This window comes from uncultured Salinicola sp., assembly GCF_937921195.1.
GTDB lineage: Bacteria > Pseudomonadota > Gammaproteobacteria > Pseudomonadales > Halomonadaceae > Salinicola.
Genome location: NZ_CALFQK010000054.1, coordinates 1 through 16,474, shown reverse-complemented (window position 1 = coordinate 16,474; position 16,474 = coordinate 1). Strand labels below are relative to the sequence as shown.

Annotated in this window: 16 protein-coding genes; 3 read left to right on the top strand and 13 right to left on the bottom strand. The window is 63.8% G+C overall.

The features are described 5' to 3' along the window. From Q0602_RS04930 to Q0602_RS04895, 8 genes are all read right to left on the bottom strand, one after another. On the bottom strand, positions 1-396 hold a 396-nt coding region (locus Q0602_RS04930), incomplete at its 3' end, for a benzoate/H(+) symporter BenE family transporter (RefSeq protein ID WP_298839747.1). A 69-nt stretch (positions 397-465) separates the two neighbouring features. Next, positions 466-1,269: an enoyl-CoA hydratase/isomerase family protein gene (locus Q0602_RS04925; RefSeq protein ID WP_298839744.1), complete on the bottom strand. Its 804-nt coding sequence runs from the start codon at positions 1,267-1,269 to the stop codon at positions 466-468. A gap of 75 nt (positions 1,270-1,344) precedes the next feature. After that, positions 1,345-2,874, bottom strand: a complete 1,530-nt coding sequence (locus tag Q0602_RS04920) for an AMP-binding protein (protein WP_149436275.1) — start codon at positions 2,872-2,874, stop codon at positions 1,345-1,347. After that, positions 2,874-3,380 (bottom strand): (2Fe-2S)-binding protein, encoded by a 507-nt coding sequence (locus Q0602_RS04915; protein ID WP_295037570.1) that lies wholly within the window; start codon positions 3,378-3,380, stop codon positions 2,874-2,876. The genes Q0602_RS04920 and Q0602_RS04915 overlap by 1 nt, the downstream gene beginning before the upstream one ends. Then, positions 3,361-4,209 (bottom strand): FAD binding domain-containing protein, encoded by an 849-nt coding sequence (locus Q0602_RS04910; RefSeq protein ID WP_298839735.1) that lies wholly within the window; start codon positions 4,207-4,209, stop codon positions 3,361-3,363. The genes Q0602_RS04915 and Q0602_RS04910 overlap by 20 nt, the downstream gene beginning before the upstream one ends. Next, on the bottom strand, positions 4,206-7,208 hold the full coding sequence (locus Q0602_RS04905) for a molybdopterin cofactor-binding domain-containing protein (RefSeq protein ID WP_298839732.1): 3,003 nt from the start codon (positions 7,206-7,208) through the stop codon (positions 4,206-4,208). Before Q0602_RS04905 ends, Q0602_RS04910 begins: the two co-directional genes overlap by 4 nt. Positions 7,209-7,547: 339 nt before the next feature. Continuing rightward, positions 7,548-8,033, bottom strand: a complete 486-nt coding sequence (locus Q0602_RS04900; protein ID WP_149436271.1) for a YajQ family cyclic di-GMP-binding protein — start codon at positions 8,031-8,033, stop codon at positions 7,548-7,550. Between the two features lie 44 nt (positions 8,034-8,077). Continuing rightward, on the bottom strand, positions 8,078-8,554 hold the full coding sequence (locus Q0602_RS04895; RefSeq protein WP_298839728.1) for a GNAT family N-acetyltransferase: 477 nt from the start codon (positions 8,552-8,554) through the stop codon (positions 8,078-8,080). 247 nt (positions 8,555-8,801) lie between these two features. Here Q0602_RS04895 and Q0602_RS04890 point away from each other — a divergent pair, with 247 nt between their 5' ends. Beyond that, on the top strand, positions 8,802-10,289 hold the full coding sequence (locus tag Q0602_RS04890) for a RimK family protein (RefSeq protein ID WP_298839725.1): 1,488 nt from the start codon (positions 8,802-8,804) through the stop codon (positions 10,287-10,289). Between the two features lie 10 nt (positions 10,290-10,299). Here Q0602_RS04890 and Q0602_RS04885 read toward each other — a convergent pair whose 3' ends face one another. The 5 genes from Q0602_RS04885 to Q0602_RS04865 form a co-directional block, all read right to left on the bottom strand. After that, positions 10,300-11,202 (bottom strand): DUF2797 domain-containing protein, encoded by a 903-nt coding sequence (locus Q0602_RS04885; protein ID WP_298839722.1) that lies wholly within the window; start codon positions 11,200-11,202, stop codon positions 10,300-10,302. Beyond that, positions 11,190-11,456 carry a DUF1315 family protein gene (locus Q0602_RS04880; protein WP_298839719.1) on the bottom strand — a complete coding sequence of 89 codons (267 nt, stop codon included), beginning with the start codon at positions 11,454-11,456 and terminating at the stop codon, positions 11,190-11,192. The genes Q0602_RS04885 and Q0602_RS04880 overlap by 13 nt, the downstream gene beginning before the upstream one ends. After that, positions 11,453-12,334, bottom strand: a complete 882-nt coding sequence (locus tag Q0602_RS04875) for a rhomboid family intramembrane serine protease (protein WP_295039241.1) — start codon at positions 12,332-12,334, stop codon at positions 11,453-11,455. Before Q0602_RS04875 ends, Q0602_RS04880 begins: the two co-directional genes overlap by 4 nt. A 297-nt stretch (positions 12,335-12,631) precedes the next feature. Further along, complete coding sequence (locus tag Q0602_RS04870; RefSeq protein WP_298839715.1) at positions 12,632-13,654, bottom strand: metallophosphoesterase; 1,023 nt, start codon at positions 13,652-13,654, stop codon at positions 12,632-12,634. Between the two features lies 1 nt (position 13,655). Continuing rightward, on the bottom strand, positions 13,656-14,537 hold the full coding sequence (locus Q0602_RS04865) for an NAD(+) kinase (RefSeq protein ID WP_149436264.1): 882 nt from the start codon (positions 14,535-14,537) through the stop codon (positions 13,656-13,658). A gap of 376 nt (positions 14,538-14,913) precedes the next feature. Here Q0602_RS04865 and Q0602_RS04860 point away from each other — a divergent pair, with 376 nt between their 5' ends. Both Q0602_RS04860 and Q0602_RS04855 read left to right on the top strand, forming a co-directional pair. Continuing rightward, complete coding sequence (locus Q0602_RS04860) at positions 14,914-15,279, top strand: hypothetical protein (protein WP_149436263.1); 366 nt, start codon at positions 14,914-14,916, stop codon at positions 15,277-15,279. Between the two features lie 11 nt (positions 15,280-15,290). Then, a partial coding sequence (locus tag Q0602_RS04855) for a PQQ-binding-like beta-propeller repeat protein (RefSeq protein ID WP_298839708.1) occupies positions 15,291-16,474 on the top strand: 1,184 nt, incomplete at its 3' end.

The following is a 16,474-nucleotide window of genomic DNA, read 5'->3' as shown; positions in this document are numbered from 1 at the left end:
CCAGCCGCTGAGGCCCAGCAGAAGCACGATGAGGCCACTCAAGATGAACGCTCCGACCGCCTCGGCGAACGGTATCGTTACCAGCGCGGCGCTCATGATCGCCGCCCCCGGGATGGAATAGGCTCCCGTGATGGGTTGGCGATATCTAAGCGCCATGATCAGGCTGATCAGACCGCCGAGAAAATAGACCGCAAATAACCACGCCACCGTCTGCCCATTGGTCAAATGTCCCGCGTTCGCCGCACTGATCACGATCAGCGCGGGTCCCGAGCAACCGAACAGCGCTGCAACGATTCCGGTACTGATGGACTTGAAGGAAAGAGCCGAACGCAGGTCTTTCCCCCAATGGATACGGTCTCCTCCCGGCAACGCAGCCCGGGTATCTTTTTGAGACATGGCGTGACTCCTCGTTATCGTTTTCTAGTTATCGTGTCGTTGCTGGTCAGCGTTCAGCGGTCACCGAATTTACTCCCCGCGGAACACCGCCTTGCGTTTGGCATGAAAGGCTTCGACCCCTTCGCGGAAGTCGTTCGAGCTGCGCAGACGGCTGTAGCAGTGGCCTTCCATCTCGATGGCAACCGACAGCGGCGAGTCTTCGTTGTCGTTGATCAGCTTTTTGGCGGTGCGCTGTGCCAGCGGCGAAAAGCGACGCAACTCCTCGACCAGCGAGCGGGTGGCGGCTTCCAGCTGATCATCCGGTACGCATTCGGTAGCGATACCCCACTCCAGAGCCTGCGCCCCGGTAATGCGCTTGGCGCGCATGACCATGTGCTTGGTGCGGGTGATGCCGATGATCTTCTGCAGTCGAGCGGAGCCGCCGGATCCCGGAATCTGGCCCAGGTTCTGCTCGGGCAGGGCGTAGCGTGTGGTTTCAGAGGCGATGCGGAAATCACACGCCAGCGAAAGTTCGAAGCCGACGCCGAAGGTATAACCGCGATTGGCGACGATGACCGGCTTCTCGCACCGTGCCGGTGCCGCCACGTTCCACGCCAGCTTGGAGACATGTTCCGGCGAGGCCTCCAGAAACCCCTTGATGTCACCGCCGCTGGAGAAATGCTCTCCTTCGGCACGCAACACGATGACTCGCACATCGTCGTGGGCGTCGAGCGCCTCGAATACCTGCTGCAGCACCTCCCGCTGCGACATGGCGATCACGTTGAGCGGCGGACGATTGAGAACAATATCGGCTCGCTCGTGATCGGCATCGATTTGCACCTCGAAGCCGTCGAACTCGGAAGCCAGAAAATCCTTGATCGCGGGTTGAGTCATGACAGTTCCTTGATTGGGTTGAATCGTGAGCGGGTCGTGGATCGGATCGAACGTGAATCGGATGCGAACCGACAGTCAATCGGTGGCCAGGGAGTCGGCGCGGTCATCGAGAAGCACGCGACGCAGGACCTTGCCAACGGCGGATTTGGGAATGTCTTCGACGAAGATGTAGCGGCGCGGGCGTTTGAAGCGTGTGAGGCCAGCTTCGTTGCAGTGCTCGCTCAGAGCGTTTTCGTCCACCGCGCCACGCACCTTGACGAACGCCGTGACGATTTGGCCCCACTGCTCGTCGGGCAGCCCGGCGACCACCACTTCCTCGACCTGCGGATGCAGCGAGAGCACGTTCTCGATCTCGGCGGGGCTGACGTTCTCGCCGCCGGTGATGATCAGGTCGTCGACACGGCCGGTGACGAACAGATCGCCGTCCTCGTCCAGGTAGCCCATGTCGCTGGTGAAGTACCACCCATCGCGGAGCGACTTCTGGTCGGCTTCGGGGCGCCGCCAATATCCCGAAAAAGCCTCGTCTCCGGCCAGATCGGCGATGATTTCACCCTCTTGTCCCGCCGGCAGGACTTCGTCGGGGGATGCCGCATCGACCGGCACCACCCGGATGCGTTGATTGAGCGAGGCGCGACCGGAGGAGCCCGGCTTGCGGTTGGCTCGTTGATCAATGGTGAACGTGTATATCTCGGAGCAGCCGTAGTGATTGACGAACAGACTCGGCTCAAAGGCAGCTTCGACGCGGGCCATCAGTCCGGCGCTCATCGCCGCCCCGGCGAAACCGATCTTGTCGACGCTGGCCACACGCTCGGCACGGAAGGTCGGATGCTCGATCAGCATGTGATAGAGCGTGGGAACGAGATAGAGGTTGGTCACCCGATCGCGCTCGATCGCTTCCAATGTGGCTTCCGGGTCGAAGCGCGGCACGCAGACGAAGGCGCCATCGATCAGCGCCATCGACAGCAGCGAACGTACCCCCATGGTGTGATAGAGCGGCATCACGCCTAGCGTGCGTTCGTCGTGGCGATAAAGATTCTGGGCCACGTGCGCCATCGCCGCAGCGCGCTCCGCTTGGTGCGTTCGCGGTACGCCCTTGGGCCTTCCGCTCGTGCCCGAGGTATAGAGCATCAGCGAGATATCTTGGGGTCGAGCGCGACACAGCGTCTCGCCCTGCCCGCCGAGCAGCGACTCGAATGCCACGGCCGCGTCGTCGCCGCAGCCGCCCACCGCGATACGAGAAATGGCGTAGGCTTCCTCGCAGGCCAGAACTGCCTCGGCGCCTGCGGCATCGAACGCGACACCACGGGCCTCGGCGTCTTCCAGACAGTAGCGCACGTCCCGGTCCGTCGAGCGCCAGTTGATCGGGGTGACGATAATGCCGGCAAACTGACAGGCCCAATGCAGCGTTGCCATCTGCCAACGGTTTTGCATTACCACGATCAGATGGTCTCCACGGCCCAGCCCCAATGCTTCCAGCCCGCGTGCCACGCTCTGGATATCCTCGAGCCATTCGGCGTAGCTGCGCCGGAACTCACCATCCGTGATCGCTATCGACCGCGGACGTCGTTCTACCGTTGCGAGAAAACTGCGGCCAAGGTCGAACATTAGGGTGCCTCCTGTCGATTGTTCTGTCTGGCCCGGGCCACTGCCAGCACGGCCTGGACGATGCCGGTGTAACCGGTACAGCGGCAGAGATGACCCGACAGCATGTCGCGCACCTCGGCTTCGCTCGGGTCCGTCACGCGGCCCAGAAATTCGTGGCAGGACATCAGTATCCCCGCCGTGCAGAATCCGCATTGCAGCGCGTGATGTTCCCGAAACGCGCGCTGCAGATCGCCCATTTCGCCCTCTTTTGCCAACGACTCGATCGTTTCCACACGACGGCCTTCGACTTGTACGGCGAGCATCAGGCACGATCGTGTGGCGCGTCCGTCGACCATCACGGTGCAGGCGCCACATACGCCATGCTCACATCCGACGTGTGTCCCGGTAGCGCCGAGCGAGTGCCGCAGGAAGTCGCACAGCTGCGTGCGCGGTTCGGCATAGGCACTGCGCTCGCGACCATTGAGCGTTAGCGTGACGCGATAGCGTTCATCGAGCCGGACGTACATCGGCGGTCTCCTCCTGGACGATCTCTTCGGTCATCAGTCGCCGTCCCATTTCTCGTACCAGGTGACGGCGGTAAGTGGCAGAGGCGTGGATGTCGTCCTGCGCCCCGAGAGACCAGGCCAACGTGTTGAGGGCGTCGTCGAGGTCGACGTCGCGGGGAATGCGTCGCACCACGGGCCGGTCGGCGACACCGCCCACGCCGAGGCGGTATTCGGTTTCGCCGATGTCGACAGCCAAGGCGACGATGGCGAAATCACCATGGCGCATGGCGACCTCCTGGAAGCGATAGCGATGCCCTGCCTTGCTGAGCGGAAAGCGCACTTCGGTGATCAATTCGTAGGGACGTCGAGCGGTGGTCAAGATCCCCTGAAAGAAGTCATCCCCGGTCACGCGACGCGGTTTACCACGCTTCGTCTCCAGCACCACTTCACCGCCCAGCGTGGCGAGGCATAGCGGCAGCTCGGCACTGGGGTCGGCATGCGCGATGGATCCGCAGACGGTGCCGCGATTGCGGGTCTGGAAATGGCCGATCCAGGGCAGCATCTGTGCCAGCAGCGGCACTTCGTCAGCGAGTGCGGCGTACTCCGCCAGTTCGGCCTGGGTGGTGGCAGCGCCTACCGCAAGATAACCGTCGCGTCGCTCGATATAACGCAGCTCTTCGACGGCACTGATGTCGATCAGCACCCGGGGCTGACTCAGGCGCATGTTGAGTACGGCCATCAGCGATTGGCCGCCGGCGATGATTCGAGCATCTTCCCCGCGTTCGACCAGTTGCTCGATGGCCTCGCGACGGGTCGTGGGTCGGTAGTAATCGAAGGCAGCTGGTTTCATTGGTCACCTCCGCGCTTGCCGGTCAGAGCGCGCAATCGTTGCCATAGCGATCCTTTGCTCGTGCTGCCACTCAACCGTTGCGAGAGCCGCGAGAAGATCTGACCGATGAGCATCTTCGAGGCGCTGGAGAGCATGCGTCCGCCCACCGAAGCGATCTTGCCGCCCACCGTCACCTCGTAGTCGTAATCCAGGCGGGTCTTGCCGCCTTCGATTTCGCTGAATCGAATTTTTGCCGCCCCAGCGGCATCGCCCATCCCGCTCTTGCCAGCACCGGAGAGACGCAGCGAGTGCGGTGGCTCGAGTTCGGTCAATTCGACGCGGGCATCGAAGCGGGCCCGGATCATGCCGACACCGACGGTGACGTCGGCGCGATAAGCGTTGTCGCCGGTCAGTTCCAGAGAATGGCAGCCCGGTATCATGGCTTTCAGCGTGTCGGGATCGAGAATGCTGGCGAAAACCTGCTGCGGCGACGCGGGAATTTCGACACTGTCACTGGCGCTCAGCTTGGAACCTCCACCCGCCGACGCCTGCGCGTTCTCTTCAGCCACACCTTCCGGCCTTGGCGGTTCCTCGATCCCCATCAGCATGCGGACTTTCGATGGCGTCAACGGCAGCTCGATGGCCCCCGGTTCGACCGCGTCACCCAGCGCATCTGCTACCGCGTTGGCAATGCACACCGGCGTACTCATGTTGTTGCCTTCACCGACGCCTTTCGCCCCAAGCGGCGTGAATGGGGAGGGCGTTTCCATGTGCAGAATGGTCGGATCCGGCACTTCAACGGTCGTGGGGATCAGGTAATCGGCCAGCGTGCCCGAGGCAAAGCTGCCATCCTCGTTGTAATGGAAGGCCTCGTAGAGCGCGGCACCTACCGCCTGAGCGAAAGCGCCGCGCACCTGCCCGTCCACCAGCTGCGGATTGAGCATGCGTCCGGCGTCATGCAGCGTGACGTAGCGGTCGATCGTCACGCGACCGGTAAGCGAATCGAGCTCCACGCCGCAATAATCGAAAATGAAGCCGTAGCAGAGCGAGCTGTTGATACGCTCGTCGTCATCGGGCGCCGTCAGTTCGGCCGGCGTCCAGAAGGCGGTTTCGCGCAACCCGCCCGTTTCACTCTCAGGCAGCGTTCCCGGCGCCCAGTGAGTCGCGCCGGCGAGACGCTGAAATGACGTGGAGTGGACACCGTCGGCGGTATAGATTCGCCCGTCGCCGAAGCGGATGTCCTCGACCGACACCTGCCACTGTTGCGCGGCGATGGCGTCCAGACGCGCCCGAATCTTGAGCGCCGCGTTATGGACGGCGCCAGCCACCGCACCGGCAAAACGACTGGAATAGTTGCCCGAGGCGATCGACCAGGCATCCTTGCCGGTATCGAGCTCTACATCGACGCGAATGCTCTCGAGAGGAATTCCCAACACGTCGGCGACCACCTGGGCCGCGACGGTTCGATGCCCCTGACCTTGGGGCGTGGAAGAGACGTGGACGCTGACGCTACCCAGCGGGTCGACACTGATGGTGGCGGTACTCACCGCGCCGTTCTTGGGCCCGGCACGGCGCCGCTCCTCCGGCGTCTGCGCCATGGTGATGTAACCCATGTTGGAGATCGACGGCTCCACGGCCACCGTATAGCCGATTCCGTAATGGCGACCTTCGCGACGGGCAGACTCCCGACGCTGGCGCAACGCTTCGAGGCCGCCCTGCTCGACACCAAGTTCGATGCCGCGTCGATAATCACCGGAATCCAGTAGCGCCCCGGCGGAGCAGCGGTAAGGAAATGCTTGAGTGGGTACCAGGTTGCGACGAATCACATCGAGCGGGTCAAGGTCCAGCGTCACGGCAATACGCTGCATCAGTCGCTCCAGTGCGAAGTAGACCTGAGGCCCGCCGAACCCACGATTGAGGCCGGTCGGCATCTTGTTGGTCATGACGATACGGTTGCGAACCTGGAGGTGATGAATGTCGTAAGCGCCAGTGACATTGCCGTGCATCCGATAGGTGGTGGCAGGCTCCGGGGCCCGTAGATAGGCGCCGCAATCATCGAGCTGATCGAAACGCAAGGCCGAGACACGCCCGTCGCTCGCAAAGGCCGCTTCAATCGTGGTGACTCGGTTGGTGGCCGACGATGCGCCCTGCAAATGCTCGAGCCGATCCTCGACCCACTTTACCGGCGCCCCGACCTTGCGTGCCGCCAGCCCCATCATCACGACATAAGGAAAGACGCCCTGCTTGATTCCGAAGCTGCCGCCGGAATCCGGCGGCGTACGCAGTCGCAGACGATTGGCGGGCACCTGCAGGGCACGCGCCATCACCGAATGAATCGCATAGGGCCCCTGGAAGTTGGCCATGACGTCGTAGCCACCCTCGGCGGGATCGTACTGACCCAAAACGACGTAGCACTCTATCGGCGTGCAGGCACTACGGGGGTAACGCACCTTGAGGGAAAGTCTGTGCGCTGCCTGCTCGAAAGCGGTATCCGCATCGCCATAATTGAAATAACGATCATTGACGACGTTACTGCCGACGGCCTCGTGCAGTACGCTGGCGTCGTCGTTAGTGGCCATTTCGGGATCGATGGAGACACCAAGAACGTCGTATTCGACCTCGACGGATTCGAGGGCGTCCTCGGCCAGATAACGGTCCTCGGCGATGATCACCGCCACCGGTTCACCGACGTAGCGAACCTTGTCGACCGCCAGACACCAGTGCTCCATGGGCTGACGTACCCCCACGGGAAATGGCGCTGCCCAGCGCTTGACGTCTTCGCCAGTCAGCACACCTCGCACGCCCGGTATCTGCAAGGCAGCCTCTATCGCGACCCGCTGGATTCTGGCGTGCGCATGGGGCGACCGAACGACCGCCGCATGCAGTGTTCCCGGCGGGACGGCGAGATCGTCAGCGTAGCGCCCTAGGCCTCGTAATAACGCCTCGTCTTCGACACGCGGTTGACGCTTGCCGACGTAGGAGCGCGACTGCTGATGATGAAGCGGTGCTGCTGAATTCATCGAAGCCCCCTCGGTGGGCGTGAACCTGTGCCGAGGAGTCTATGATCGAGGGGGATTTCGATGCATTGCCGGTCGATACGGAATTTAGCCGCAGAGTCGGGCGGTTTACCGCTGAGTCTGATTTCAAGACCAAGGTCTAAAGATGGCTACCACTCGAAACCGGCGAGCGCTTCGATCTTGAATCTGAAGTCGCGTAAAGGAATGGAGCCTGGGAGATAGGCGATGAGAGAAACGGGCCTGCGTGGGGGAGCAGGCCCGGGAGGGTAGTGATCGGCTCCGCCGAGCCCAATCAGCGAGAAGCGATGATCTCTGCGGATACAGGCGAAGGCGAGAAAGAACTCACTCCCGAAAGTTGTCGTACTGCAGCGGCAAGTCGGGACCCTGCTCTCCCTTGAGCAACGCGATCGCCTGCTGCAGGTCGTCGCGCTTCTTGCCGCTGACGCGGACCTTGTCGCCCTGGATCGCCGGCTGCACCTTGAGCTTCGAGTCTTTCAGCAGCTTGACGATCGCCTTGGCGTCGGGCTGTTCCAGGCCCTGCTTGAGCTTGACCTGCTGGCGCGCCTTGACCCCGGAGGTCTGGGCGTCCTCGATCTCCATGCAGCGCGGGTCGATACCGCGGGCGATCAGCTTGTTGCGCAGCACATCGATCATCTGCTGGAGCTGGAACTCGGCGTCCGCCTCGATCGACACGGTCTCGCCCTCCAGCGAGAAGCTGGCATCGACGCCGCGGAAATCGAAGCGGGTCTGTATCTCGCGGTTCGCCTGGTCGACGGCGTTGGTCGCTTCATGGCGATCGAATTCGGAGACGATATCGAAAGACGGCATGGGGATACTCCTCAGTAAAAAATCCACCGCAGATGCGGCGAGGGTCAGTCGGCTGACGCCGTATCGGGAGCGTCGAGTCGCTTGTCCATCTGCCAGGCGGCGCAGCCATCGGCATAATAGTCGTCCAGCCAGCGATGGGCGATGAATCCCATCCGGCGATAGAGCCCCATCGCGACACGGTTGTCGGCACGCACCTCGAGCAGCAGGCGCTGGCTGCCACGCTCCCGTGCGACCTCTTCCAGCGCCTGGAGCAACTCCCGCCCCAGCCCGGTGCCGCGAGCGGCCGGATCGACACAGAAGGAGTAGAGCCGCGCCGTGACGCTGTTGCGCCGAAACAGCAGCGTGCCGTAGCCGACGACGCGCTGATCCTCGCCAACGGCCAGCAGGTTGACGGCATTGGCGCGGGTCAGCAGGTGCGCCAGTTGGCGGCGGCTGAAGCGATCACTGTCGAAGCAGCGTTCTTCCAGTTGGTACAAGGCGTCGCAGTCGGCGGGTAAGCCGCGACGAAGCGTGCGGAGCATGCGTGCGCTCTCATCAGATTCATCTAGAATTTCAGTGTCTTCAGGCCTTCATCGCCCTGAAACCGCGCCGGCGGGCCTCAAGAGGGGCCTTTCAAGCGCCGACGATGCTGAAATTATTTCACGCCGGCAATGACTTGTCGCCGCCTTCCCGTCGTCGCATGCTGTCTCCCCCGCAGCCCCGACGCCTGCCGTATCGATCACCGCCGCTTCCCATCGGAAGACCGCGGGACAAGGAGCCACCGATTTCATGTCACGCCTGCGTATCGTCGTCGACCGCCTTGCCGACTGGCAACCCTACTACCCTTCCGAGGATCTGATCAGCGCCGACGCGTTCCTGGCGCTGGACGGCGCGGCGGCGGCGGATGACGCCACCCACGTCATCAACCTGTGTGCCAACCTCGACTACCTGGAGACCGGCTACTACGTCTCGTTGCTGGCCCAGGCCCGTGACCAGCGCGTCCTGCCCAGCGTGGAGACGCTCAACCAGCTGTCGCGCAAGGCCCTGATCGACATGCAACTGGCGGCCATCGATCCGTTGTTGATGGAACTGAACAAACGCGGCGTGCTGGCGGGCGACGCCTTCACCCTGCGCGTGTTCTTCGGTGAGTGCCGGGAGCCAGAGCTGCAGCGTCTGGCTAGAAGGCTGTTCGAGCGCCTGCCCCATCCATTGCTGGAAGCCCGCTTCGAGAGACGCCAGAACGTCTGGCGGCTGGCGCGGCTCAAGCCGCTGGCACTGACCGCGCTGCAGTCCGGCGAGGAGGATCTGTTCGCGACGGCGCTGAACCGTCATTCGACCCGGGTCTGGCGCACACCGCGCGCCCGCCGTCGCTACCGTTTCGATCTGGCGATCCTGGTCGATCCGCAAGAGGCGTTGCCGCCCAGCAACCGGGGAGCCATCAAGCGTTTCATCCGCGCCGGCCGGCGGCTGGGCATCGATGTCAATCTGATCACTCATCGCGACGCCGGTCGGCTGGCCGAATTCGACGCCCTGTTCATCCGCGAGACAACCCGGCTGGACCACCACACCTATCGCATGGCCAAGAAGGCCGAGCACGAGGGGCTGGTGGTGATCGACGACCCGCAATCGATCCTGCGCTGCACCAACAAGATTTTTCTCCACGAGCTGCTGGGCACCCACAAGATTCCCGCGCCCCGTGGCCAGCTGCTGTATCGCGGCGACATGGACCGGCTCGACGAGAAGCTCGCCCACCTGGAGTATCCGCTGGTGCTGAAGGTGCCGGACGGCGCCTTTTCCAAGGGCGTGGTCAAGATTCGATCGCGGGAGGAGCTGGTCGCGGAGGCCCCCAAGCTGTTCGAATCCTCCGCCCTGCTGCTGCTCCAGGAGTGGCTGCCCACCGACTTCGACTGGCGCATCGGCGTGCTCGACGGCCAGATGCTGTTCGCCAGCCGCTACTACATGGCTCGCGGCCACTGGCAGATCTACGACCACTCCAGCGGCAAGACGCGTAGCGGAGGGTTCACCACCCACGATCTGTCCGAAGTGCCGCCACCGGTGGTCAAGGCAGCGCTGCGGGCGACCAGGCTGATCGGCAACGGCCTCTACGGGGTCGATCTCAAGCAGATCGGCGACCGCGTCGTGGTCATCGAGGTCAACGACAATCCCAATCTGGACGCGGGGGTGGAGGACGCGGTGCTGAAGGATACGCTCTACGACCGGGTGATGGCGGTGTTCCTGAAACGCATGGAGCGCCAGCTCGAGCACAAGCCGCGATGACGCTCCTGGTTCAGGCCGCTTCGGCGCTCACCGCGACCTGATAGCCGGCGAATTTGCGCAGGTTGACGACGCCGGTATCGAGGATCAGGTACTGCCCCTTGAGCCCCATCAGGGTGCCCTCGATGCGGGGCGTCTTGTCGAAATTGAACGAGACGATCTTGCGCGGCCACTCGAGCACCGGGTAGTCGATCGATAGTGGCGCGGCAGCATCGACCGCCTGGATGGCGTCGTGACCGAACCGTCGACGCAGCTCTCCGAGACCGGGCTCGAGCGATGCCAGCAGCCGATCGCGCTCGGCAACCAGGTCGAGCGGTTCGACCTCGCCCTTGAGCATCGCCCGCCAGTTGGTGCGATCGGAAACCTGCGCCTTGAACAGCGTCTCGACGAAACCCGACTGCTGACGGGTCTCCACGTCGAGAATCGGCAGCGCCTGGATCGCCCCCTGGTCGAGCCAGCGTGTCGGCATGTTGGTGCCACGCGTGATACCGACCTTGAGTCCGGAGGCGTTGGCCAGATACACGGTGTGCGGACGAAAGCAGTGACGTTCCCCCCAGGCGGGATCGCGGCAGGTGCCCCGGAAGTAGTGGCAGGTCTCCGGGCGCATCATGCAGAGATCGCAGTGCGCCAGCGACGAGAAGCAGGGATAGCAGTGCCCCTGACCGAAGCTCTTGCGCGTGGCCCGACCGCATTCGATACAGTGGATCTCGCCGGTGTGGCGCAGCACGATACGCCGGCCCAGCCAGGCATTGAGACCCACGCGCTGGTCGCCGGCCCGCAGCGTGTACTCCGCCGGGCGCCCCGCCGCCGGCAGGCGGATATCGAGCTTGCGCAACGGGCCCTGGGCCCGGTCATGCCGGCCCTCTCCCGGGAGGTACCCGCCACCGGAACGCGACAGCGGGATCAGTTGATCCATTTGACCGCGGCTTCCTCGGCGGAAGAGTGGCCGCCGGAAGCGCACTCGTTGCGTTCCAGATAGCCGACGCGCTGCGCCGAGGGAACGTCGTGGATCATCTCGTACTTGATCACGGCCTCCATGCAGAGTTCGGTCTGCTCGGCGCTGAGCCGGCGGCCGTCCGGCCATTTGCGACGCTCGATGGCCTGCTTGAAGTTCTGGTACATCTCCGGCGTCATCTGCGCGACCATGCGGTCGAAATTCATCTCGCTCATTTCCTGTCTCCCGAGGCGTCGTGGCCGGCGCCTCCCGATGCGTTGCGGCTGGCGAACCAGCCCATGATCAACCCGATCAGCAGTCCCCCCAGATGCGCCTCGTTGGCAACGTTGCCGAAGCCGAAGGCATCGCCCAGGCCGGTCATGGTAAAGACCATCCAGCCCAGCATGAAGACCATCAGCATCTGGGGCACGAAGAGGCCGCTCTCGGGCCGGCGACGGGACATCAGCCAGACGTAGCCGAGCAGCGCATAGTCGACGCCGGACATTCCCCCGAACAGCACGGTGCCGGTGAAGTATTGGGCCAGATTCGAGAACAGCGCCGCCACGACGACGATGAGGCCCAGCCGGCGCCAGCCCTGGATCGACTCCACCTGCCGGCCGAAATACCACACCCACAGCATGTTGAAGATCAGGTGCATCCAGCCGAAGTGCAACAACGCCGGCGTGAACAGCCGCCATACCTGGCCGCCGGCCAGGGTGTCGGAGACGATGTCGCCTGGCACCAGCCGGCGCCCCATCACCTCGAGAGGCACGATGGTGAAAGCGCGGACGATGGCGTCGCCGGCAAACGTCATGCAGAGAAAGACCGCCACGCAGGCGGCGATCAGCCCTGCCGCGAGCGGGGCCTGACCAAAAGCCTGGCCGGTGATGCTGGGCCGCCGACGAGGTGCCGACGGGGCAGCCGACGTCTCCAGCTCGCCGCGATGCCACAGCTCGATCAGCCGCGCCGCCTCGTTCCGCTGCTCGGGGTCCGCCAGCCACAGCACCTGCAGATCGGCCTGCTGCGTGAAGCGGTGGCCGATGTGATGGGCCCACATCGCCTGTCGGAGCGGACGCGTATCCAGATCGCCGGGCAGTTCGATTAACTTGTACATGGGAAAGGTCCGACCCGATTATCGAGAAAGCGTCGAAGCGAATCGACGACACCGAGGCCGCCGGGCAGACGGCCCGGGGCTCGACGATGTCGATGGTCGTTCGACGCCGCCATTCTACAGACCAGAAAAAGAAAAATCCGGCGGAAGGCCGCCGGATAAGAGCAAGGGATCATTCAAGGGAACACTGACTTTGAGGGTATCCGCCGGGCGGAGTTCCTCGGCGAAGGGAAAAAATCCCAATTTTTTCCCGATTGGCGCCGACGCCGTCATAAAATCCCGGCAAATCAATCGCTAGAATCATTGTAAAAAAATGCAAAAATCGCAGGGACCAAGCTCGCGCCCCCAACCGCGCGCGCCCTCCCTCTCGACGTCGACCCAGACGAAACGGTTGGCATCGAGCCGCTCCTCTCCCTCCCAGCGGTAGGCCACCAGCCGACCGTACTTCACCGCGCTGTAGTCGAGACAGGCGATGTTCGCCCGCGGCAGCGCCGGTACCCCCTTGCACCAGTAGTGGCCCACGAACAGCGGCGGCGCCGATTCCGGGTAGTAGCTCAAGCGCTCCCGCTCGCCGGCGCTCAAGGGGCGATCCTCGAGCCCCAGCGGCAGATTGTCGGGCTGGAACACCACGTCGCCGTAGGTGCGCGGGTTCCGGCACCAGAAATGGGTGCGGAACGAGCGTCGCGTGAAGCCATCTCCGGAGCGGATCTCCACCCCCGGCGGCAACGGCAGTTGGGTGCCGCGTGTCAGACGGTCCAGGATACGCTGCGCCAGGCTGCCGTGCTGGACCGACTCGACCAGAAAGTCGCGATCAATACGGGCATCGGGGCGGCGCGCCAGGAAGGCGGCGATCAGCGGCTCGTCCCAGCATGCGTGGACCACCCGCAATCCCCCCAGGTCGAGGCAGAGCGGCAGTGTCATGAACCAGGAGAGGCAGGTCTCCCACTCCAGCGGAAAGGCGTGAAACTGCTCCAGGGTGCGACCGATGATCCGATTGTTGCGCGGAGTGTGATCCCGTAGCCACTCGCGCTCGCTGTCGCTCGGTGCCTGGTGGCAGTAGGCCAGGGCGTTGACCTCGTGATTGCCCATCACGATATGGGCTTCGCCGGCGTCGACCATGCGCTTGGCCACCGAAACCGCCAGCCGGATGCTGGGACCGCGATCGATCAGATCGCCCAGAAAGATCACGCGGCGGCGCGGGTGACGAAAGACCCCGTCCTCTGCCCGATAGCCCAGCGCCTCGAGCAGGCGTATCAAGGTGTGTCCGCAACCGTGCACGTCCCCGATCAGATCGTAGCCGTCGACACCATCGTCCTGGGCCATGTCAGTCTCCCAGCCTGCTGCTCCAGCCCAGCTTGGAGCGGCAGGCCTCGAAGAAACTGTGTCCACGCGGGTGGATCAACGTCAGCCGCTCGGCCTGACGGCGCACATAGAGCACATCGTCGGGCTTGCAGACGACCCGGGTCTGACCGTCGCAACTGACGTGGGGATAGGCCTGGTTGATATCGCCGATATGGACGCGAATCTCGCTGGCGGCGTCGATCACGATCGGCCGGCTGGAGAGCGTGTGCGGGAACATCGGCACCAGCGTGATGGCCTCGAGCCCCGGATGCACGATGGGCCCGCCTCCCGACAGCGCATAGGCGGTGGAGCCGGTCGGCGTCGCCATGATCAAACCATCGGAGCGCTGGGAGTAGACGAAGCGGTCGTCGACGAACAGCTCGAACTCGATCATCCGGGCCGCCTTGCCGGGATGCACGACGACATCGTTGAGACTGGAGCCGGAGCCGATCAGCCGCTCGCCGCGATAGAGTTCCGCCTCGAGCAGGAAGCGTCGCTCGCTGTCGTACTGCCCTTCCAGAACCTCGGCGACCTTCTGCTCCACCTCGTCCGGCGAGATGTCGGTCAGAAACCCCAGCCGGCCGCGGTTGATGCCGAGCACCGGCGTCCCGCTGTGGCACAGCGCCCGCGCAGCGCCCAGCAGGCTGCCGTCGCCCCCCACCACGATCACCAGGTCGCAGAGCGTGCCCAGCTCGCGGCGGCGGGCCTCGTCGTGGCCGTGTCCCTGCAGCAGCGCGGCAGTACGATCCTCGATCACGATGTCGAGACCACGACGTTCGAGGAAGATCACCAGACGCTTGAGCGTCTCGACCACCTTGTCGCTACCCAGGCGGCCGATCAGGCCGATGGTGTTGAACGATTCCATACAGCGTGTCTCTGCGCGGCGTGACGGCCCGCCATTATGCTGGCTGCGCTTGCCCTCCAGCAAACGCCGGCCCACGATAGGTCGCACGACACACGGTCGCGGTGTGCGCCCCCCCTTGGCAATCGAACAGCACAAACTATTATGACTGAGTCTACGTCATGAAAATGGCGCGGTTAGCTCAAAAAAACGAATTTGTTTACATGCTAACTTCCAAAAATCCTTTATACTTTGGTCGGCCTGGCCAGGGGAATACTAGCAAGCTTAGCCACACCATCGAGCTGTTTCGTCGATGTTTTTTGGCCTGATGCAACATCAGAGCAACGCAGACACAATCGCCAGGTGCAACACATCGCTCTCATCAGGAGACAACAACCTCATGTCGCAATCTGGATCATTCAGGCCGGGCATCATCGTCATGCTCCTGGGCTCGCTCGCCGGGCTCGCCGTGGCACTCTATGCCTATTTCACACCGCTCACCGGGGTCAACGGGTCGCTTGGCGCCCTCGTCGTCATTCTGTCCACGATCGCATTGGCCATCCTGACGCTGGTCCTGGCGCCACTTTCGTGCCGCAGCGGCCGGGTGGCACTGCGCGTGCTGATCCTGCTGGATCTCGTCGGCACCGGCTTCGCCGGGCTGCTGCTGCACCAGTGGTGGCTGACGGCTGCCATGGTGGTGGGCCTGATAGGCCTGCTGCTGGAGATGGCCGGTCGCGCCTCCTCCACCACGCCAGCCCATTCCTGAGGAGCCGAGTCATGCCCATATCCCTGTCACAGCCGTCCACACCGACCCTGAAACTCGCCGCCACCCGCCTGGGTTCGGCCACGGCACTGGCGCTGCTGCTCGCCCCGCTGCCGCTGTTGGCCCAGGATCAGCCCACCGAATCCGACCGGACCTCGACGCGAAGCGAATCCCCGGCATCATCCGAAGCCGCCACTTCGTCCGAGACGGTGCAGGCCGACGATGAGGGTTCCAGGGACCTCGACACGGCGGACGCCAGCGATCGCCAGAATGCCGACCGGGCACCGATACCGCTGGTGCCCGAAAACCCGACCTGGGACAGCTTCCACGGTCAGCTCAACGCCCAGAAGTACAGCCCGCTCGACCAGATCACGGCGGATAACGTCGGTGATCTCGAGAAGGTCTGGGAATTCCATACCGGCGATGTCGCCGATGGGTCCGGCGATACGCCGGCGACCGTGTGGTCGGCGACCCCGGTCTTCGCCAACGACACCATCTACATCGGCACCCCCTTCTATCGTCTGATCGCACTCGATCCGGGTACCGGCAAGGAAAAATGGAGCTTCGACACCAAGTCCTCGCGTGAGGCGCTGACCCAGCCGGTGCTGAAGAACCGCGGTGTCTCCTACTGGGAGGCAGAGAACCCGGTCGCCGGTGAGCCGTGCCAGAAGATCGTCTACATGGGCACCATGGACGCGCAGCTGTTCGCACTGGACGCCGATACCGGCGAACTCTGCAAGGGCTTCGCCGACAACGGCGTGCTCAACGTCAACCAGTGGAACGACACCCACGCCGAGTGGCCGCTCTCCGTGCTGCAGCCGCCGACGGTGGTCGGCGATCACCTGATGCTGGGCTGGGCCGGCATGGACTGGGCCTACGAACAGGCACCGCCGGGAACGATCTTCTCGCTCGACGCCCAGACCGGCGAGCTCGAGTGGACATTCCAGGCGCTCTCCGACGAGATGCGCGAGAAGAGCGGTACCGCCAACGTCTGGACCCACATGTCCGCCGATCGCGAGAACGGCCTGCTCTATCTGCCGGTCTCCTCGCCGTCGCCCAACTACTGGGGCGGCAACCGCACCGAGGAAGCGCCGCTGGCGACGTCGACCACCGCGCTCGACATCGAGACCGGCAAGGTGGTGTGGTCCCGCCAGTGGGTCCACCACGATATCTGGGACTACGACATCAACTCCGCCCC